Source organism: Enterobacter sp. PGRG2, assembly GCF_030291195.1.
In the GTDB taxonomy this organism is placed as follows: Bacteria; Pseudomonadota; Gammaproteobacteria; order Enterobacterales; family Enterobacteriaceae; genus Enterobacter_D.
In genome coordinates, this window is record NZ_CP127837.1 from 2,545,490 (window position 1) to 2,564,907 (window position 19,418).

Sequence of the window (19,418 nt, forward strand, 5' to 3'; positions counted from 1 at the left end):
AAAGCCGGGTGGCGCTGACGCTTACCCGGCCTGTGGTTACTGGCTGAATTCGTAGGCCCGGCAAACGAAGTGCCGCCGGGCGCCACAAACCTTAGCGGTTCGTCAGTTCCGATTTGAAATCACGCTGCTCGTAACCGGTGTACAGCTGGCGCGGACGGGCGATCTTGATGCCGTCGTCGTGCATTTCGTTCCAGTGAGCGATCCAGCCAACGGTACGGGCCATCGCGAAGATCACCGTAAACATGGAAGACGGAATACCCATCGCTTTCAGGATGATACCGGAGTAGAAATCCACGTTCGGATAGAGTTTACGCTCGATGAAGTACGGGTCGTTCAGCGCGATGTGTTCCAGCTCCATCGCCACTTCCAGCAGATCATCTTTGGTGCCCAGCTCTTTCAGCACTTCGTGGCAGGTTTCACGCATTACGGTGGCGCGCGGATCGTAGTTTTTGTAAACACGATGCCCGAAGCCCATCAGACGGAACGAATCGTTCTTGTCTTTGGCGCGACGCACGAATTCCGGAATGTGCTCAACGGTGCTGATCTCTTCCAGCATTTTCAGCGCAGCTTCGTTCGCGCCGCCGTGTGCCGGTCCCCACAGGGAAGCGATACCTGCCGCGATACAGGCAAACGGGTTCGCGCCGGAGGAGCCTGCGGTACGTACGGTAGAAGTGGAAGCGTTCTGCTCATGATCCGCGTGCAGCACGAGGATACGATCCATAGCGCGTTCCAGCACCGGGTTCACTTCGTACGGCTCGCACGGCGTGGAGAACATCATATGCAGGAAGTTACCGGCATAGGAGAGATCGTTACGCGGATAAACAAACGGCTGGCCGATAGAATATTTGTAACACATGGCGGCGACCGTCGGCATTTTGGACAGCAGACGGAATGCAGCGATGTCACGGTGGCGCGGATTGTTGACGTCCAGCGAGTCATGATAGAAAGCCGCCAGCGCGCCGGTCACGCCGCACAGCACGGCCATCGGGTGTGAATCGCGACGGAAACCGTGGAACAGACGGGTGATCTGCTCGTGGATCATGGTGTGACGGGTGACGATGGTGCGGAAATCGTCATACTCTTCCTGGCTCGGTTTTTCACCGTATAGCAGGATGTAGCACACTTCCAGATAGTTGGATTCAGTGGCTAACTGATCAATCGGGAAACCGCGATGGAGCAGGATACCTTCGTCACCGTCGATAAAGGTGATTTTGGATTCGCAAGATGCGGTAGAGGTGAAACCAGGGTCAAAAGTAAATACCCCTTTCGAACCCAGACTACGAATATCAATAACATCCTGACCGAGCGTGCCTTTTAGCACATCCAGTTCAATAGCATCTTCACTATTGTAAGTGATGGTTGCTTTCTTATCAGCCATTTACGGTCTCCTTAGCGCCTTATGCTTAAGACTGCATAGAAGCCGGATTTGCATTCATAGCGAAAATCAATGTTACCAATTTGTTATTTGGCACGACACTCTGCAGAGAGGTGGTACCAGGGTACAGAGCGATGGGCGCTGGCAGGCAAACATTGAAAAACCAGTGAAACAACAGCAAATCAGGGTCTTAGCAGTCCGAATTTGTCAAATCTGTCTATCACTAATAACTGTACTGATAACGTCGGTCAATCCTTCTCACTCTTACATAACTAAATCTCAGGTGAAAGAGAGACCCCATAACTTTTACGAATTATATGCCTTTTCGGCTGTCGTTTGTAACAATAATGTTTAACTATTGTCAAATCCCATGGTTAAAAATTAAAAATATGTTGTTATCGTGATGACGGTCACTGTTCCGCATAAAACCCGACAAACTATATGTAGGTTAATTGTAATGATTTTGTGAACATCCTATACTGCCGCCAGGTCTCCGGAATCCTCTGCCGTCCCGAGCCACCCAGCGTTGTAACGTGTCGTTGAGCATCTGGAAGCGATGTTATTTGCATAACGTGCGGTTATTGAAAGGACGCTGTCTGACCCGCCTGCAGACCGGAGGAAAGGAACTATAAGAACAGCATGTGGGCGTTATTCATGATAAAAAATGTCAAAAAACAAAGACCTGTCAATCTGGATCTGACAACGATCCGGTTTCCTGTTACGGCTATAGCGTCCATTCTGCACCGTGTTTCTGGCGTCATCACTTTTGTGGCGGTCGGGATCCTGCTGTGGTTGCTGGGCCTGTCGCTCTCCTCTCAAGAAGGCTTCCAGTCAGCCGCCGCCATCATGGACGGCTTCTTCGCTAAATTCATCATGTGGGGCATTCTCACCGCGCTGGCGTATCACGCCGTCGGTGGTATTCGTCATGCATTGATGGATGTGGGCTATCTTGAAGAGACCTTCGAAGCCGGGAAACGTTCTGCCTGGGTCGCTATTGGTATTACTGTCGTGCTTTCAATTCTCGCAGGAGTCCTCGTATGGTAAGCAACGCCTCCGCATTCGGACGCAACGGCGTACATGACTTCATTCTGGTTCGTGCTACCGCCCTCGTTCTGACGCTTTACATCATCTATATGGTCGGTTTTTTCGCCATTTCCGGCGAGATCACTTATGACGTCTGGACGGGTTTCTTCTCATCCGCCTTTACCAAAGTCTTCACCCTGCTGGCGCTGTTCTCCACGTTAATTCATGCCTGGATTGGCATGTGGCAGGTGCTGACCGACTACGTTAAATCAACGGGCCTGCGTCTTGGTCTGCAACTCGCCATTGTGGTTGCGCTGCTGGTTTACGTTATTTATGGATTTGTTGTGGTGTGGGGTGTGTGATGAATTTACCAGTCAGAGAGTTTGATGCAGTCGTCATTGGTGCCGGCGGCGCAGGTATGCGCGCGGCGCTGCAAATTTCCCAGAGCGGCCAGACCTGTGCGCTGCTCTCCAAAGTATTCCCGACCCGTTCCCACACCGTATCTGCGCAGGGCGGTATTACCGTTGCGCTGGGTAACACCCATGAAGATAACTGGGAATGGCACATGTATGACACGGTGAAAGGTTCCGACTATATCGGTGACCAGGACGCCATTGAATATATGTGTAAAACCGGCCCGGAAGCGATTCTGGAGCTGGAACATATGGGTCTGCCGTTCTCCCGACTGGAAAACGGCTCCATTTATCAGCGTCCGTTTGGCGGCCAGTCGAAAAACTTCGGCGGCGAGCAGGCGGCACGTACCGCCGCAGCGGCTGACCGTACCGGCCACGCGCTGTTGCATACCCTTTATCAGCAGAACCTGAAAAATCACACCACCATTTTTTCCGAATGGTATGCCCTTGACCTGGTAAAAAACCAGGATGGCGCGGTGGTGGGTTGTACGGCGTTATGCATCGAAACCGGCGAAGTGGTGTACTTCAAAGCCCGCGCTACCGTGCTGGCGACCGGCGGCGCAGGCCGTATTTACCAGTCCACCACTAACGCCCACATCAATACCGGCGACGGTGTTGGCATGGCGCTGCGCGCTGGCGTGCCGGTGCAGGATATGGAAATGTGGCAGTTCCACCCGACCGGCATCGCCGGTGCAGGCGTTCTGGTGACAGAAGGCTGCCGTGGTGAAGGTGGGTATCTGCTGAACAAACACGGCGAGCGCTTTATGGAGCGTTATGCGCCGAACGCTAAAGACCTGGCGGGCCGTGACGTGGTGGCGCGTTCCATCATGATCGAAATCCGTGAAGGTCGCGGCTGCGACGGTCCGTGGGGTCCGCACGCGAAACTGAAGCTCGATCACCTGGGTAAAGAAGTGCTGGAATCCCGTCTGCCGGGCATTCTGGAACTTTCCCGCACCTTTGCGCACGTCGATCCGGTGAAAGAGCCGATCCCGGTGATCCCGACCTGTCACTATATGATGGGCGGTATTCCGACCAAAGTGACCGGCCAGGCGCTGACCGTTAACGCCCAGGGCGAAGACGTGGTGATCCCGGGCCTGTTCGCGGTAGGCGAAATCGCCTGCGTATCGGTACACGGCGCTAACCGCCTGGGCGGCAACTCACTGCTGGATCTGGTGGTATTTGGTCGCGCGGCTGGTCTGCACTTGCAGGAATCTATCGCCGAGCAGGGCGCACTGCGCGATGCCAGCGAATCCGATATCGAAGCTTCCCTGACCCGCGTGAATCGCTGGAATAACACCCGTAGCGGTGAAGATCCGGTGACCATTCGTAAAGCGTTGCAGGAATGTATGCAGCATAACTTCTCGGTATTCCGTGAAGGGGATGCGATGGCGAAAGGGCTGGAGCAGCTGAAAGAGATCCGCGAGCGTCTGAAAAGCGCGCGTCTGGACGATACCTCCAGCGACTTCAACACCCAGCGCGTCGAATGCCTTGAGCTGGATAACCTGATGGAAACGGCTTACGCCACGGCAGTATCGGCGAACTTCCGTACTGAAAGCCGTGGAGCGCACAGCCGCTTTGACTTCCCGGATCGTGACGACGAAAACTGGCTGTGCCACTCCCTGTATCTGCCTGAATCGGAATCCATGACGCGCCGTAGCGTCAATATGGAACCGAAACTGCGTCCGGCATTCCCGCCGAAGATTCGTACCTATTAATGCGGAGACAGGATAAATGAAACTCGAATTTTCGATTTATCGCTATAACCCTGATGTCGACGACGCGCCGCGTATGCAGGATTACACCCTGGAAGGCGAAGAAGGCCGCGACATGATGCTGCTTGATGCGCTGATGCAGCTGAAAGAAAAAGATCCGACGCTGGCGTTTCGTCGCTCCTGCCGTGAAGGCGTATGCGGCTCCGACGGCCTGAACATGAACGGCAAGAATGGCCTCGCCTGCATCACGCCGATTTCGGCTTTGGGTAACGGCACGAAGAAAATTGTCATCCGCCCGCTGCCCGGTTTACCGGTGGTTCGCGATCTGGTGGTGGACATGGGGCAATTCTATGCCCAATATGAGAAGATTAAGCCTTACTTGTTGAATAATGGACATAATCCGCCAGCTCGCGAGCATCTTCAGTCGCCAGAGCAGCGTGAAAAACTGGATGGGCTGTACGAGTGTATTCTCTGTGCATGCTGTTCCACATCCTGTCCGTCATTCTGGTGGAACCCGGACAAGTTCATCGGCCCGGCGGGTCTGCTGGCGGCCTATCGCTTCCTGATCGACAGTCGCGATACCGAAACCGACCAGCGCCTTGAAGGGCTGAGCGATGCTTTCAGCGTATTCCGCTGCCATAGCATCATGAACTGCGTCAGTGTGTGTCCGAAGGGGCTGAACCCGACGCGCGCCATCGGCCATATTAAGTCGATGCTGCTGCAACGTAGTGCATAAGTAAGATTGCCGGATGGCGCTGCGCTTATCCGGCCTACAGTTAAGTAGGCCTGGTAAACGCAGTGCCACCGGGCAAACCGAGTGAAAATGCAGGAAACCTCTAAAAACTGCCCTGACAGAGAGACAGTTTTTAAAGGTTCCTTCGCGGGCCAACTCAGTGAAAAGAGCTCGCAAGTGAACCCTGGTACGTGCGCCTGGCGGTGTACGGTGTAGTTATCCACGGCGAATAAGCATACCAATGCTTAAGGGATCACGATGCAGAACGGCGCAATGAAAGCCTGGCTGGACTCTTCTTACCTCTCTGGCTCCAACCAGAGCTGGATAGAACAGCTCTATGAAGACTTCTTAACCGATCCTGATTCGGTAGATGAAAACTGGCGCTCTATGTTCCAGCAGCTACCGGTGACCGGTATCAAACCGGACCAATTCCATTCCAAAACACGTGATTATTTCCGTCGTCTCGCGAAGGATGCCTCACGTTATACCTCTTCCGTTTCTGACCCTGACACCAACGTGAAGCAGGTTAAAGTCCTGCAATTGATCAACGCTTACCGCTTCCGCGGCCACCAGCATGCGAATCTCGATCCGCTGGGACTGTGGAAACAAGAGCGCGTGGCCGATCTCTCCCTCGATTATCACGACCTGACCGAAGCCGATCTGGAAGAAAGTTTCAACGTGGGATCTTTTGCCATCGGCAAAGACACCATGAAACTGGGCGAGCTGTTAGAAGCGCTGAAACAAACCTATTGCGGTTCGATTGGCGCGGAGTACATGCACATCACCAGCACCGAAGAGAAGCGCTGGATCCAGCAGCGTATCGAATCGGCAACGGGTCATGGCATTTTCAGCGCCGAAGAGAAAAAACGCTTCCTCAGCGAACTGACGGCGGCGGAAGGGATGGAGCGCTATCTGGGCGCAAAATTCCCCGGTGCGAAACGCTTCTCGCTGGAAGGCGGCGATGCGCTGGTGCCGATGCTCAAAGAGATGATCCGCCATGCCGGTAAGAGCGGCACGCGCGAAGTGGTGCTGGGTATGGCGCACCGCGGACGTTTAAACGTGCTGATCAACGTGCTGGGCAAAAAATCCCAGGATCTGTTTGACGAATTCGCCGGTAAGCATAAAGAACATCTGGGCACGGGCGATGTGAAATACCACATGGGCTTCTCCTCGGATATCGAAACCGAAGGCGGCCTGGTGCACTTGGCGCTGGCGTTTAACCCGTCGCACCTGGAGATCGTCAGCCCGGTGGTGATGGGCTCTGTGCGCGCCCGTCTGGATCGTCTGGACGAGCCGAGCAGCAACAAAGTACTGCCGATCACCATTCACGGCGATGCGGCGGTAACCGGCCAGGGCGTGGTGCAGGAAACCCTGAACATGTCCAAAGCGCGGGGCTACGAAGTTGGCGGTACCGTGCGTATCGTGATCAACAACCAGGTAGGCTTCACCACCTCTAACCCGCTGGATGCCCGTTCCACGCCGTACTGTACTGACATCGGTAAAATGGTGCAGGCGCCGATTTTCCACGTGAATGCGGACGATCCGGAAGCCGTTGCTTTCGTCACCCGTGTGGCGCTGGATTTCCGTAACACCTTCAAGCGCGACGTGTTTATCGACCTGGTGTGCTACCGCCGTCACGGCCATAACGAAGCCGACGAGCCAAGCGCAACCCAGCCGCTGATGTACCAGAAAATCAAAAAACATCCGACGCCGCGCAAAATCTACGCCGACAAGCTGGAGCAGGAAAAGGTCGCCACCCTGGAAGATGCCACCGAAATGGTCAATCTTTACCGCGATATGCTCGATGCGGGTGAATGCGTGGTGAAAGAGTACCGTCCGATGAACATGCATTCGTTCACCTGGTCGCCGTATCTGAACCACGAGTGGGATGAAAGCTACCCGAACAAGGTAGAGATGAAACGTCTGCAGGAGCTGGCGAAGCGCATCAGTACGGTGCCGGACGCCATCGAAATGCAGTCCCGCGTGGCGAAAATTTATGGCGATCGCCTGGCGATGGCGGCAGGTGAGAAGCTCTTTGACTGGGGCGCAGCGGAAAACCTCGCTTACGCGACCCTGGTTGATGAAGGCATCGCTGTGCGTCTGTCCGGCGAAGATGCCGGTCGCGGCACCTTCTTCCACCGTCATGCGGTGATCCACAACCAGACCAACGGCTCTACCTGGACGCCGCTGCATCACGTGCACAATTCACAGGGCACTTTCCGCGTCTGGGACTCCGTGCTCTCTGAAGAAGCGGTGCTGGCGTTCGAATACGGCTACGCCACCGCAGAACCTCGTACCCTGACCATCTGGGAAGCGCAGTTCGGCGACTTCGCTAACGGCGCGCAGGTGGTGATCGACCAGTTCATCAGCTCCGGCGAGCAGAAATGGGGCCGTATGTGCGGTCTGGTGATGCTGCTGCCGCACGGCTATGAAGGTCAGGGTCCGGAGCACTCCTCCGCCCGTCTGGAGCGTTACCTGCAACTCTGCGCAGAACAAAACATGCAGGTCTGCGTACCGTCTACACCGGCGCAGGTGTACCACATGCTCCGCCGCCAGGCGCTGCGCGGTATGCGCCGTCCGCTGGTGGTCATGTCGCCGAAATCGCTGCTGCGTCATCCGCTGGCGGTATCCAGCCTTGACGAACTGGCGAACGGCACCTTCCTGCCTGCTATTGGCGAGATCGACGATATCGATCCGCAGGGCGTGAAGCGGGTCGTGCTCTGTTCTGGTAAGGTTTATTACGACCTGCTTGAGCAACGTCGTAAGAACGACCAGAAAAACGTCGTCATCATCCGTATCGAACAGTTGTATCCGTTCCCGCACCAGGCGGTGCAGGAAGCCTTAAAACCTTATGCCCATGTGCATGATTTTGTCTGGTGCCAGGAAGAGCCGCTGAACCAGGGCGCATGGTACTGCAGTCAGCATCATTTCCGCGAAGTGATCCCGTTTGGGTCCGCTCTGCGTTATGCCGGTCGTCCGGCCTCCGCCTCTCCGGCGGTAGGGTATATGTCCGTTCACCAGAAACAGCAGCAAGATCTGGTCAATGACGCGCTGAACGTCGATTAATTAAAGGATAAATAATGAGTAGCGTAGATATTCTTGTTCCCGACCTGCCTGAATCCGTTGCAGACGCGACTGTAGCGACCTGGCACAAAAAACCAGGCGATGCGGTTACCCGTGATGAAGTGCTGGTAGAAATCGAAACTGACAAAGTGGTACTGGAAGTACCGGCGTCGGCCGACGGCATTCTGGACGCGGTGCTGGAAGAAGAGGGGACCACCGTCACCTCCCGCCAGATCCTGGGTCGTCTGCGCGAAGGCAACAGCGCAGGTAAAGAGAGCAGCGCGAAGTCTGACAGCAATGAGTCCACTCCGGCTCAGCGCCAGCAGGCATCCCTGGAAGAACAGAATAACGAGGCCTTAAGCCCGGCGATCCGTCGCCTGCTGGCTGAACATGGCCTTGAAGCGGGTGCGATCAAAGGCACCGGCGTGGGTGGCCGCCTGACCCGCGAAGATGTTGAAAAACATCTGGCGAAAGCGCCTGCCGCGAAAGAAGACAAAGCGCCGGCTGCACCGGCTCCTGCCAGCGCGCCGTCCCAGTCTGCGCCAGCGCTGGGCAACCGCTCCGAAAAACGCGTGCCGATGACCCGTCTGCGTAAGCGCGTGGCCGAGCGTCTGCTGGAAGCGAAAAACTCAACCGCCATGCTGACCACGTTCAACGAAGTCAACATGAAGCCGATTATGGATCTGCGTAAGCAGTACGGTGACGCCTTCGAAAAACGTCACGGCATCCGTCTGGGCTTTATGTCCTTCTACGTGAAAGCAGTGGTGGAAGCCCTGAAACGCTTCCCGGAAGTGAATGCCTCCATTGATGGCGATGATGTGGTGTACCACAACTATTTCGACGTCAGCATGGCGGTGTCCACCCCGCGTGGTCTGGTCACGCCGGTACTGCGCGACGTTGACGCGCTGGGCATGGCCGACATTGAAAAACGCATCAAAGATCTGGCGGTGAAAGGTCGCGACGGCAAACTGACCGTTGAAGATCTGACCGGCGGTAACTTCACCATCACCAACGGTGGTGTGTTCGGTTCCCTGATGTCCACGCCGATCATCAACCCGCCGCAGAGCGCCATTCTGGGCATGCATGCCATCAAAGATCGCCCGATGGCGGTGGATGGCAAGGTTGAGATCCTGCCGATGATGTATCTGGCGCTGTCGTACGATCACCGCCTGATCGATGGCCGTGAATCGGTGAGCTTCCTGGTGGCCATTAAAGAGCTGCTGGAAGATCCGACGCGTCTGCTGCTGGACGTGTAGTAATAAGAAGATCACCTGCTCCGTAGGCCTGATAAGACGTGACAACGTCGCCATCAGGCGTTGCACCATCGCCGGATGGTGGCGTTACCGCCTTATCCGGCCTACGGATCTAAAAAACGATTACCTGAAAAGTGGATAGAACACATGAACTTACATGAATACCAGGCAAAACAACTTTTTGCCCGCTATGGTTTGCCCGCGCCGGTAGGCTATGCCTGCAACACTCCGCGCGAAGCCGAAGAAGCCGCGTCTAAAATCGGTGCCGGTCCGTGGGTGGTAAAATGTCAGGTTCACGCCGGTGGCCGCGGTAAAGCGGGCGGTGTGAAAGTGGTGAAGAGCAAAGAAGAGATCCGTGCCTTTGCTGAGCACTGGCTCGGCAAGCGTCTGGTAACTTACCAGACAGACGCCCACGGTCAGCCGGTTAACCAGATCCTCGTGGAAGCCGCAACCGACATCGATAAAGAACTGTATCTCGGCGCGGTAGTGGATCGCAGCTCCCGTCGCGTGGTGTTCATGGCGTCTACTGAAGGCGGCGTGGAAATCGAAAAAGTGGCGGAAGAAACCCCACACCTGATCCATAAAGTAGCGCTGGATCCGCTGGCCGGCCCGATGCCGTATCAGGGACGCGAACTGGCGTTCAAACTGGGTCTGGAAGGTAAACAGGTTCAGCAGTTCACCAAGATCTTTATGGGCCTGGCGAACATCTTCCTTGAGCGCGATCTGGCGCTGATCGAAATCAACCCGCTGGTGATCACCACCCAGGGCGATCTGATTTGCCTCGATGGCAAACTGGGCGCTGACGGCAATGCGCTGTTCCGCCAGCCGGATCTGCGCGAAATGCGTGACCACTCTCAGGAAGACGCCCGTGAATCTCAGGCGGCACAGTGGGAACTGAACTATGTGGCGCTCGATGGCAACATCGGCTGCATGGTTAACGGTGCGGGCCTGGCAATGGGCACCATGGACATCGTTAAGCTGCACGGCGGCGAACCGGCTAACTTCCTTGACGTGGGCGGCGGCGCGACCAAAGAGCGCGTAACCGAAGCGTTCAAAATCATCCTCTCTGACGACAAAGTGAAAGCCGTTCTGGTTAACATTTTCGGCGGCATCGTACGTTGCGACCTGATCGCTGACGGCATCATCGGTGCGGTTGAAGAAGTGGGCGTGAACGTGCCGGTCGTGGTTCGTCTGGAAGGTAACAACGCCGAACTGGGCGCGAAAAAACTGGCTGACAGCGGCCTCAATATTATTGCAGCGAAAAGTCTGACGGATGCAGCACAGCAGGTTGTTGCCGCAGTGGAGGGGAAATAATGTCCATTTTGATCGATAAAAACACCAAAGTGATCTGCCAGGGCTTCACCGGCAGTCAGGGCACGTTCCACTCTGAGCAGGCGATTGCCTACGGTACGCAGATGGTTGGCGGCGTAACGCCAGGCAAAGGTGGCACCACGCACCTCGGCCTGCCGGTGTTCAACACCGTGCGCGAAGCAGTAGAAGCCACCGGCGCGACCGCGACCGTGATCTACGTTCCGGCGCCGTTCTGCAAAGACTCCATTCTGGAAGCTATCGACGCAGGCATTAAACTGATCATCACCATCACCGAAGGCATCCCGACGCTGGATATGCTGACCGTGAAAGTGAAGCTCGACGAAGCGGGCGTGCGCATGATCGGCCCGAACTGTCCGGGCGTGATCACGCCGGGCGAATGCAAAATCGGCATCATGCCGGGCCACATTCACCAGCCGGGTAAAGTGGGCATCGTTTCCCGCTCCGGTACCCTGACCTATGAAGCGGTTAAGCAGACCACCGACTACGGCTTCGGCCAGTCCACCTGTGTGGGCATCGGCGGCGATCCGATCCCGGGCTCTAACTTCATCGACATCCTGAAGCTGTTCCAGGAAGATCCGCAGACCGAAGCGATCGTTATGATCGGTGAGATCGGCGGCAGCGCGGAAGAAGAAGCGGCGGCGTATATCAAAGATCATGTCACCAAACCGGTTGTCGGCTACATCGCAGGCGTGACCGCGCCGAAAGGCAAACGTATGGGCCACGCAGGCGCGATCATCGCGGGCGGCAAAGGCACGGCGGATGAGAAATTCGCAGCGCTGGAAGCAGCAGGCGTGAAAACCGTACGCAGCCTGGCAGACATCGGCGAAGCGCTGAAAAGCATCATCTGATCTTACTGAAGTAAGACAATAATAACGTTCGACATGGTTGGCCATCGCAAGATGGCCTTTTTTATTGCCGCCGTTTTGCCACCAGCGTGAATTTATAGTCGTCGCTTTTGAACAGATTGCGGCTGTACTCGAACACTTCCCCGCTTTTCAGAAAACCGCGTGAGATCTTCTCAAGGATCGGTCTGGCAGGATCAATCCCCAGCGCGGCGACCGCTTCCTCGTCGGGCATCACCGGCACGATCTCCTGCTCGCTGCGATCGATCACCCGCTTTTTCACCTGCTCGATAAAATGGTATTTGGAGTTTTCCATCACCTCCCAGGTGAGATCAGGAAAAATCACAAGCGGCATCCAGGTCTCTTCCAGCGCCACCGGCTTTTGCCTGATAAAACGCACCCGCTTCACATGCCAGGCTTTATCACCAGGGGCAAGGTGCAGCTGCGCCGCCAGCGTTTCATCCGTTTTGATCACCTCGAACACCTGCACTTCGCTGTGCGTATCCGCATGACGATCGCCGAGCTTTTCTGAAAAGCTGGTCAGCTGATAGATGTCGTAATTCACGCGCTCCTCTTTCACATAGGAGCCGCTGCCCTGAATGCTTTCAATAATCCCCTGTTCCGTGAGCTGTTTCAGTGCCTGACGTACCGTGACCCGACTGACGCTAAACTGCGCCTGTAAGGCCGACTCGGTAGGCAGCGCATCCCCCGGCTTCAGTTCGCCGCTTTCGATTTGTGTACGGATCGCCCCGGCGATCTGGCGATACATCGGTTGTCTGCTCATGGAACCCTCATGTTGTACCAGACAAATATCGTCGATTATGCCCGTCGCTGCGCTGATGTAAATAATACAAATACAATACAATTATTCAGTAAGTTGAATTTGATCGCAAAATTGTATGGTTAGATCCCGCAGAATGCCTTCGTCTGAAGCCGTCATGGTGGCGGCTTACCCAAGACTCAATGAGGAAGAGATGAACCTGACGGCATTAACTCACCCGGACGCCTGCCTGATCCAGACGCAGTTCGCCTGCCGGGACGACGCCATTCGTGCGCTGGCCGCGCGGCTGCACCAGCGGGGCAACGTGAGCAATCTGGATGAATTTGTGAACGAAGTGCTGCGCCGCGAAGCGGATGGCCCGACGGCGCTCGGGGAAGGGCTGGCGGTGCCGCACGGGAAAACCGATGCGGTTGTAGAGGCGGCCTTCGCTGTCGCCACCCTGCGTGAGCCGCTGATGTGGGAAGGTATCGATGGCCCGGAGCCGGTGACGCTGATTGTTCTGCTTGCCATTCCCTGCGCCGAAGCCGCTACCACCCATATGCAACTGCTGACCCGGCTGACCAGTCTGCTGGCGGATGACGCCCTGCGCGAACAGGTGCAGGGGGCAGACAACGCCGACGAACTGCTGGCGCTGCTGGCAGAGGCACCCGCAGAGAAAACGCCGCTAACCCTGCGCGATGCGCCGACGGTGGTCTGCGTCACCGCCTGTCCGGCGGGCATCGCCCACACCTATATGGCGGCGGAATATCTGGAAAACGCCGGGCGCAGGCGCGGCATTCAGGTGTATGTTGAAAAGCAGGGGGCGAACGGCATTGAGGGGCGCTTAACCAGCGAGCAGCTGAAAGCCGCCCGCGCCTGTATCCTGGCGGCTGATGTGGCGGTAAAGGACGCCGGACGCTTTCATGGCATTCCGACACTGGCGGTGCCGGTCGCGGAACCTATAAAACAGGCCGATGCGCTGCTTACCCGGGCGCTGGCGCTTGATGCCAGCACCGAACCCCGGACGGCGGCACCCCTTAGCGTTAAAACCGAGCTGAAGCAGGCGCTGCTGAGCGGTATTTCCTTTGCCGTGCCGCTCATCGTCGCGGGCGGAACCGTGCTGGCGGTGTCGGTGCTGCTGGCGCAGATTTTCGGTCTGCAACACCTGTTCGAGCTGGAAAACTCCTGGCTGTGGCTGTACCGCAAACTGGGCGGCGGCATGCTCGGCACCCTGATGGTGCCGGTGCTGGCGGCCTACACTGCGTATTCGCTGGCGGATAAACCGGCGCTGACCCCAGGCTTCGCGGCGGGGCTGGCGGCCAATATGATAGGCGCGGGCTTTCTGGGTGCGGTGGTGGGCGGGCTTATCGCTGGCTACCTGATGCGCCAGGTGAAAACCCATATCCGGCTGGGCAGCCGTTATAACGGCTTTCTGACCTTTTATCTCTATCCGGTGCTGGGCACGCTGGGGGCGGGCAGCCTGATGCTGTTTGTCATCGGTGAGCCGGTGGCATGGCTGAACCAGGGACTCACCGCCTGGCTGAACGGCTTGTCCGGCAGCAATGCACTGCTGCTGGGCGCTATTATCGGCTTTATGTGTTCCTTTGACCTTGGCGGCCCGGTGAATAAAGCCGCTTACGCCTTCTGCCTGGGGGCGATGGCGAACGGCGTATACGGGCCTTACGCCATTTTTGCGGCGGTAAAAATGGTCTCTGCGTTTACCGTCACCGCCTCGACCCTGCTTGCTCCCCGCCTGTTCAGAGAATTTGAAATCGAAACCGGTAAATCCACCTGGCTGCTGGGGCTGGCGGGGATCACCGAAGGGGCGATCCCGATGGCGATTGACGATCCGCTGCGGGTGATCGGCGCTTTTGTGATCGGATCGCTGGTCACGGGGGCGCTGGTGGGTAGCGCGGGCATCGGGCTGTCGACGCCGGGGGCGGGGATCTTCTCGCTGTTTTTACTGCATGACAACGGGCTGGGGGGCGTTACCGCCGCCGCCATCTGGTTTGCCGCGGCGCTGCTGGGCGCGGCAATTTCCACCGCTATTTTGCTGGCATGGCGTGCTCACGCGGTGCGTAGCGGCACATATCTTACCGATCGCCATTAAAGGACAGAACGATGAAAAAGGTATCGCGCGTGCACATCACGCCGCATATGCACTGGGATCGTGAATGGTACTTCACCAGCGAAGAGTCGCGTATTTTACTGGTCAACAATATGGAGGAGATCCTCACCCGGCTGGAGCAGGATGCGGAGTACAAATACTATGTGCTCGACGGGCAAACGGCGGTGCTGGAGGATTATCTCGCCGCCAAACCGCAGAACGCGCTGCGGATCAAAGCGCAGGTCCAGGCGGGAAAATTGATCGTCGGCCCCTGGTATACCCAGACCGACACCCGTATCGTGGCGGCGGAGTCGATTGTGCGCAATCTGCTGTACGGCATGCGCGACTGCCGGGCCTTTGGCGAGCCGATGAAAATTGGCTATCTACCGGACTCCTTCGGCATGTCCGGCCAGCTGCCGCACATCTATAACGGCTTTGGCATCACCCGCGCCATGTTCTGGCGCGGGTGTTCAGAGCGCCACGGCACCGACAAAACCGAGTTTATCTGGCAAAGCCGCGACGGTAGCGAAGTCATCGCCCAGGTGCTGCCGCTGGGCTATGCGATCGGCAAATATCTCCCGGAAGACGAAGCGGGTCTGCGCAAGCGGCTGGAGAGTTACTTTGCGGTACTGGAAAAGGCCTCGCTGACCGGCGAAATTCTGCTGCCGAATGGTCACGACCAGATGCCGCTCCAGCAAAATATCTTTACGGTAATGGAAAAAATGCGCCACATCTGGCCGCAGCGCGAGTTTCTGATGAGCCGCTTCGAAGACGTTTTTGAACTGATCGAACAGCAGCGGGAGAAGCTGCCGCGGCTGACCGGCGAGTTTATCGACGGCAAATACATGCGCGTGCACCGCACCATAGGATCGACGCGCATGGATATAAAACTGGCCCACGCGCGCATGGAAAACCGCATTGTGAATCTGCTGGAGCCGCTGTGCACCATCGCCTGGCGGCTGGGCTTTGAGTATCCGCACGGACTGCTGGAGATGATGTGGAAAACGATTTTAAAAAATCACGCTCACGATAGCATTGGCTGCTGTTGCAGCGATAAGGTGCATCGCGAAATCCTGGCGCGCTTTCAGCAGGCGGAGGACATGGCAGAAAATCTGCTGCGCTTCACCCAGCGCAAAATCGCCGACGGCCAGCCCGGCGATGGCGACAAGCTGGTGCTCTTCAACCTGATGCCGTACCCGCGCGAAGAGGTGATCAACACCACCCTGATTTTACGCGCCAGCCAGTTCCGCCTGCGGGATGTCGACGGGCGTGAAGTGGCGTATTTTATTCGCGGTAAGCGGGAGATCGATCCGGGGCTGATTGACCGGCAAATCGTCCATTATGGCAATTACGATCCCTTTATGGCCTTTGACATACAGCTGATACAGACGCTGCCCGCCATGGGCTACAGCACGCTGTTTATCGAGCCTGACGTGCCCGGCATGCTGGCCGCGCCGCTCGCATCCCCGCGCACGGCGCTTATGGAAAACAGCTTCTGGGAAATCAGCCTGAATGACGATGGCACGCTGCATCTGCGCGATAAAGCGAACGGGCAGGTTTATGACCGGGTGCTGACCCTGGAAGAAAGTTCTGACGACGGCGATGAATATGACTACTCCCCGGCGCGCAAAGAGTGGCTGCTCACCTCTTTACAGTCGACACATACCCATGAGGTGATCCACGAGGCCTGGCAGAGCAGGGCGGTTATTCGCGTCGCGCTGGCGGTTCCACTTAACCTGGACGAGCGGGCGGCGCGTCTTACCAGCGGGTCGCTCGGGGCGGAATTCCATGTCACGTTAAGTCACAACAGCCGCCGTATCGACATTGAGGTACAGCTGGATAACCAGGCGGATGACCACCGCGTGCGGGTGCTGATCCCCACACCTTTCGTCACCGATCACGTGCTGGCGGATACGCAGTTCGGTACGGTTTCACGCCCGGTTAATGACAGCGCGATGGCGGACTGGCAGGCGCAGGGATGGAAAGAAGCGCCGGTGCCGGTGTGGAATATGCTCAGCTATACCGTGCTGCAACAGGCGGAGCACGGGCTGGCGCTGTTCAGCGAAGGGCTGCGTGAATTTGAAATTGTCGGGGAAGGGGAGAAAACCTTCGCCCTGACGCTGCTGCGCGGCGTGGGAATGCTTGGCAAAAGCGATCTGCTGCTGCGCCCCGGCAGACCGTCGGGCATTGGGCTGCCGGTCCCCGACTCTCAGCTGCGCGGGCGGCTGCAAAGCCGGTTCAGCCTGTGGAGCTTCAGCGGCGATCCCCTTGATGCCGGGGTGGCGCAGCAGGCGCGCCGCTGGCTGACGCCGGTGCAGTGCTACAACAAAATCCCGTGGAACGCGATGAAGCTCAACCCTTCGCCGCAGGTGACGCCGGCGCATTACAGTCTGCTGACCCTGCCGCCGTATGGCTGCCAGCTGAGCGCGCTCAAAAAAGCAGAAGATCGGGACAGGTTAATCATCAGGCTGTTTAACCCGTCCGCGACCACCCGCTGCGGGACGCGGCTGGCCTTCAGCGATCCGGTTAGCCTGCGCGAAACCGGTATGGATGAGCATCCCCGTGAGCGGGGTGAAGAGGAATGGCAGCGCTTATCGCCGGGACAGTCCGTGACGCTGGAGGTGGCATTTCCTGAATAAGCTCATTCTCATCTCGTATTAATTATCGGTTTTTTAACATTCATCCCTTTATAAAAGTCGCGCCCCGGGAAATTATTTTCGTGGCGCGAACACCTCGTTGTGAAATTAAAAATTACGTTGTGCGAAATTTATTATTAAAATGCAGGAATCAGGTAAATATTGACTCCTTTTATAAACATAATTTTAACATGGTTTTTACCAATACATTCATTGGTGACACAACGTTAACAAACGCGCCAAAAATTGATTTAAATCAATATTTAAATCGTGGAAAAAGACTTCAAAAAACGTTAAATTGCTCCCGATCAAATTGGTTGAAAAGTAGTAGAATGCCGATAAATTGATCCCCGTCGAAAAACTCAAAAGAGCATCAATAAAAACCTGTTTATTGTAAGGGTTTTGCGGCGTAATATATTGCGGGATCAATTTAGGGTGTTTTTTAACGTATCTTTAACTTTTCTTTGCGCCTGTCACTTTCATTCGAATAACAGCGACAAAGAACAGCGCGGATATTTTTGTAATGGGGCATGTGTGTAAATCCGTTTGCCGGGTTTACTCCCGAAGTCTTCATGCGTTGAGCAAGGAGTCATGATGTTAGATATAGTCGAACTGTCGCGCTTACAGTTTGCCTTGACCGCGATGTACCACTTCCTTTTTGTGCCACTGACGCTCGGTATGGCGTTCCTGCTGGCGATCATGGAAACGGTGTACGTCCTCTCCGGCAAACAGATTTATAAAGATATGACCAAATTCTGGGGCAAGTTGTTTGGTATCAACTTTGCGCTGGGTGTGGCAACCGGCCTGACCATGGAGTTCCAGTTCGGGACTAACTGGTCTTACTATTCCCACTATGTGGGCGATATCTTCGGTGCGCCGCTGGCCATTGAAGGTCTGATGGCCTTCTTCCTCGAATCCACCTTTGTAGGTCTGTTCTTCTTCGGTTGGGATCGTCTGGGTAAAGTTCAGCACATGGCCGTCACCTGGCTGGTGGCGCTGGGCTCTAACTTATCCGCATTGTGGATCCTTGTTGCTAACGGCTGGATGCAAAACCCTATCGCGTCGGATTTCAACTTCGAAACCATGCGTATGGAAATGGTGAGCTTCTCCGAGCTGGTGCTGAACCCGGTCGCGCAGGTGAAATTTGTTCACACCGTAGCCTCGGGTTACACCTGCGGCGCAATGTTCATCCTCGGCATCAGCGCCTACTACCTGCTGCGCGGCCGCGATGTGGCCTTTGCCAAACGCTCTTTTGCCATTGCAGCGAGCTTCGGTATGGCGGCGATCCTCTCTGTTATCGTACTGGGTGACGAATCCGGTTACGAAATGGGCGACGTGCAGAAAACCAAACTGGCGGCGATTGAAGCCGAGTGGGAAACGCAACCGGCTCCGGCGGCCTTTACCCTGTTTGGTATTCCCGATCAGGAAACCCAGGAAAATAAATACGCCATCCAGATCCCGTATGCGCTGGGCCTTATCGCCACGCGTTCCGTTGATACGCAGGTTATCGGCCTGAAAGATCTGATGGTGCAGCATGAAGAGCGTATCCGTAACGGGATGAAAGCCTACCAGCTGCTGGAAGAGCTGCGTGCCGGATCAACCGATCAGAACGTGCGCGATCAGTTCAACAGCATGAAGAAAGACCTGGGTTACGGCATGCTGCTTAAGCGCTATACCGAGAACGTCACTGACGCCACCGAAGCGCAAATTCAGCAGGCAACCAAAGATTCTATTCCGCGCGTTGCGCCGCTCTATTTCGCCTTCCGTATCATGGTAGGCAGCGGCATTCTGATGCTGTTTATCATCGGCTTCTCTTTCTGGACCGTCTGCCGCAACCGTATCGGTTCTAAACCCTGGCTGCTGCGCGCTGCCCTGTACGGTATGCCGCTGCCGTGGATCGCCATCGAAGCAGGCTGGTTTGTCGCAGAATATGGCCGTCAGCCGTGGGCGATTGGTGAGGTGCTGCCGACTGCCGTAGCGAACTCCTCGCTGACCATCGGCGATCTGCTGTTCTCGATGATCCTGATTTGCGGTCTGTACACGCTGTTTATGGTGGCGGAAGTATTCCTGATGTTCAAATTCGCTCGCCTTGGGCCGAGCAGTCTGAAAACAGGTCGTTATCATCACGAGCAGCCTACCGTGGCTTCTCAGCCGGCACGCTAAGACAGG

At 56.3% G+C, this 19,418-nt stretch carries 13 protein-coding genes; 11 read left to right on the forward strand and 2 right to left on the reverse strand.

Going from position 1 to position 19,418, the window contains the following annotated elements; genetic code table 11:
• Positions 1-91: 91 nt before the first annotated feature.
• Positions 92-1,378: a citrate synthase gene (locus tag QRD42_RS11210; RefSeq protein ID WP_072567836.1), complete on the reverse strand. Its 1,287-nt coding sequence runs from the start codon at positions 1,376-1,378 to the stop codon at positions 92-94.
• A 636-nt stretch (positions 1,379-2,014) separates the two neighbouring features.
• Between QRD42_RS11210 and sdhC the strand changes: the two genes are divergently transcribed.
• The 8 genes from sdhC (at position 2,015) to sucD (ending at position 11,752) form a co-directional block, all read left to right on the forward strand.
• Complete coding sequence (gene sdhC / locus QRD42_RS11215) at positions 2,015-2,419, forward strand: succinate dehydrogenase cytochrome b556 subunit (RefSeq protein ID WP_072567837.1); 405 nt, start codon at positions 2,015-2,017, stop codon at positions 2,417-2,419.
• Positions 2,413-2,760, forward strand: coding sequence for a succinate dehydrogenase membrane anchor subunit (gene sdhD, locus QRD42_RS11220; RefSeq protein WP_072567838.1), 348 nt, complete (start codon positions 2,413-2,415; stop codon positions 2,758-2,760). The genes sdhC and sdhD overlap by 7 nt, the downstream gene beginning before the upstream one ends.
• Positions 2,760-4,526: a succinate dehydrogenase flavoprotein subunit gene (sdhA, locus tag QRD42_RS11225; RefSeq protein ID WP_318373174.1), complete on the forward strand. Its 1,767-nt coding sequence runs from the start codon at positions 2,760-2,762 to the stop codon at positions 4,524-4,526. The genes sdhD and sdhA overlap by 1 nt, the downstream gene beginning before the upstream one ends.
• A gap of 16 nt (positions 4,527-4,542) precedes the next feature.
• Positions 4,543-5,259 (forward strand): succinate dehydrogenase iron-sulfur subunit, encoded by a 717-nt coding sequence (locus QRD42_RS11230; RefSeq protein WP_072567840.1) that lies wholly within the window; start codon positions 4,543-4,545, stop codon positions 5,257-5,259.
• A gap of 255 nt (positions 5,260-5,514) precedes the next feature.
• A complete protein-coding gene (sucA, locus tag QRD42_RS11235) occupies positions 5,515-8,322 on the forward strand; it encodes a 2-oxoglutarate dehydrogenase E1 component (protein ID WP_321987130.1) in 2,808 nt (935 codons plus the stop codon).
• A gap of 14 nt (positions 8,323-8,336) precedes the next feature.
• Positions 8,337-9,575 (forward strand): 2-oxoglutarate dehydrogenase complex dihydrolipoyllysine-residue succinyltransferase, encoded by a 1,239-nt coding sequence (gene odhB / locus QRD42_RS11240; protein WP_318373171.1) that lies wholly within the window; start codon positions 8,337-8,339, stop codon positions 9,573-9,575.
• Positions 9,576-9,719: 144 nt separating this feature from the next.
• On the forward strand, positions 9,720-10,886 hold the full coding sequence (sucC, locus tag QRD42_RS11245; protein WP_088219946.1) for an ADP-forming succinate--CoA ligase subunit beta: 1,167 nt from the start codon (positions 9,720-9,722) through the stop codon (positions 10,884-10,886).
• Entirely contained in the window at positions 10,886-11,752 is an 867-nt protein-coding gene (sucD, locus tag QRD42_RS11250; protein WP_072567843.1) for a succinate--CoA ligase subunit alpha, read from the forward strand. Before sucC ends, sucD begins: the two co-directional genes overlap by 1 nt.
• Before the next feature lie 61 nt (positions 11,753-11,813).
• Here sucD and QRD42_RS11255 read toward each other — a convergent pair whose 3' ends face one another.
• Entirely contained in the window at positions 11,814-12,530 is a 717-nt protein-coding gene (locus QRD42_RS11255) for a GntR family transcriptional regulator (protein ID WP_321987132.1), read from the reverse strand.
• A 190-nt stretch (positions 12,531-12,720) separates the two neighbouring features.
• Here QRD42_RS11255 and mngA point away from each other — a divergent pair, with 190 nt between their 5' ends.
• From mngA to cydA, 3 genes are all read left to right on the forward strand, one after another.
• A complete protein-coding gene (mngA, locus tag QRD42_RS11260) occupies positions 12,721-14,616 on the forward strand; it encodes a PTS 2-O-a-mannosyl-D-glycerate transporter subunit IIABC (protein WP_321988754.1) in 1,896 nt (631 codons plus the stop codon).
• A gap of 11 nt (positions 14,617-14,627) precedes the next feature.
• Positions 14,628-17,252 (forward strand): mannosylglycerate hydrolase, encoded by a 2,625-nt coding sequence (gene mngB, locus QRD42_RS11265; protein WP_321987133.1) that lies wholly within the window; start codon positions 14,628-14,630, stop codon positions 17,250-17,252.
• A gap of 591 nt (positions 17,253-17,843) precedes the next feature.
• Positions 17,844-19,412, forward strand: coding sequence for a cytochrome ubiquinol oxidase subunit I (cydA, locus tag QRD42_RS11270; RefSeq protein WP_072567847.1), 1,569 nt, complete (start codon positions 17,844-17,846; stop codon positions 19,410-19,412).
• Positions 19,413-19,418: the final 6 nt, after the last annotated feature.

Excerpts from the sequence above, each read along its gene's own strand:
- QRD42_RS11210 (WP_072567836.1), bottom strand. The coding sequence starts at position 1,378 with ATGGCTGATAAGAAAGCAACCATCACTTACAATAGTGAAGATGCTATT.
- sdhC (WP_072567837.1), top strand. The coding sequence starts at position 2,015 with ATGTGGGCGTTATTCATGATAAAAAATGTCAAAAAACAAAGACCTGTC.
- sdhD (WP_072567838.1), top strand. The coding sequence starts at position 2,413 with ATGGTAAGCAACGCCTCCGCATTCGGACGCAACGGCGTACATGACTTC.
- sdhA (WP_318373174.1), top strand. The coding sequence starts at position 2,760 with ATGAATTTACCAGTCAGAGAGTTTGATGCAGTCGTCATTGGTGCCGGC.
- QRD42_RS11230 (WP_072567840.1), top strand. The coding sequence starts at position 4,543 with ATGAAACTCGAATTTTCGATTTATCGCTATAACCCTGATGTCGACGAC.
- sucA (WP_321987130.1), top strand. The coding sequence starts at position 5,515 with ATGCAGAACGGCGCAATGAAAGCCTGGCTGGACTCTTCTTACCTCTCT.
- odhB (WP_318373171.1), top strand. The coding sequence starts at position 8,337 with ATGAGTAGCGTAGATATTCTTGTTCCCGACCTGCCTGAATCCGTTGCA.
- sucC (WP_088219946.1), top strand. The coding sequence starts at position 9,720 with ATGAACTTACATGAATACCAGGCAAAACAACTTTTTGCCCGCTATGGT.
- sucD (WP_072567843.1), top strand. The coding sequence starts at position 10,886 with ATGTCCATTTTGATCGATAAAAACACCAAAGTGATCTGCCAGGGCTTC.
- QRD42_RS11255 (WP_321987132.1), bottom strand. The coding sequence starts at position 12,530 with ATGAGCAGACAACCGATGTATCGCCAGATCGCCGGGGCGATCCGTACA.
- mngA (WP_321988754.1), top strand. The coding sequence starts at position 12,721 with ATGAACCTGACGGCATTAACTCACCCGGACGCCTGCCTGATCCAGACG.
- mngB (WP_321987133.1), top strand. The coding sequence starts at position 14,628 with ATGAAAAAGGTATCGCGCGTGCACATCACGCCGCATATGCACTGGGAT.
- cydA (WP_072567847.1), top strand. The coding sequence starts at position 17,844 with ATGTTAGATATAGTCGAACTGTCGCGCTTACAGTTTGCCTTGACCGCG.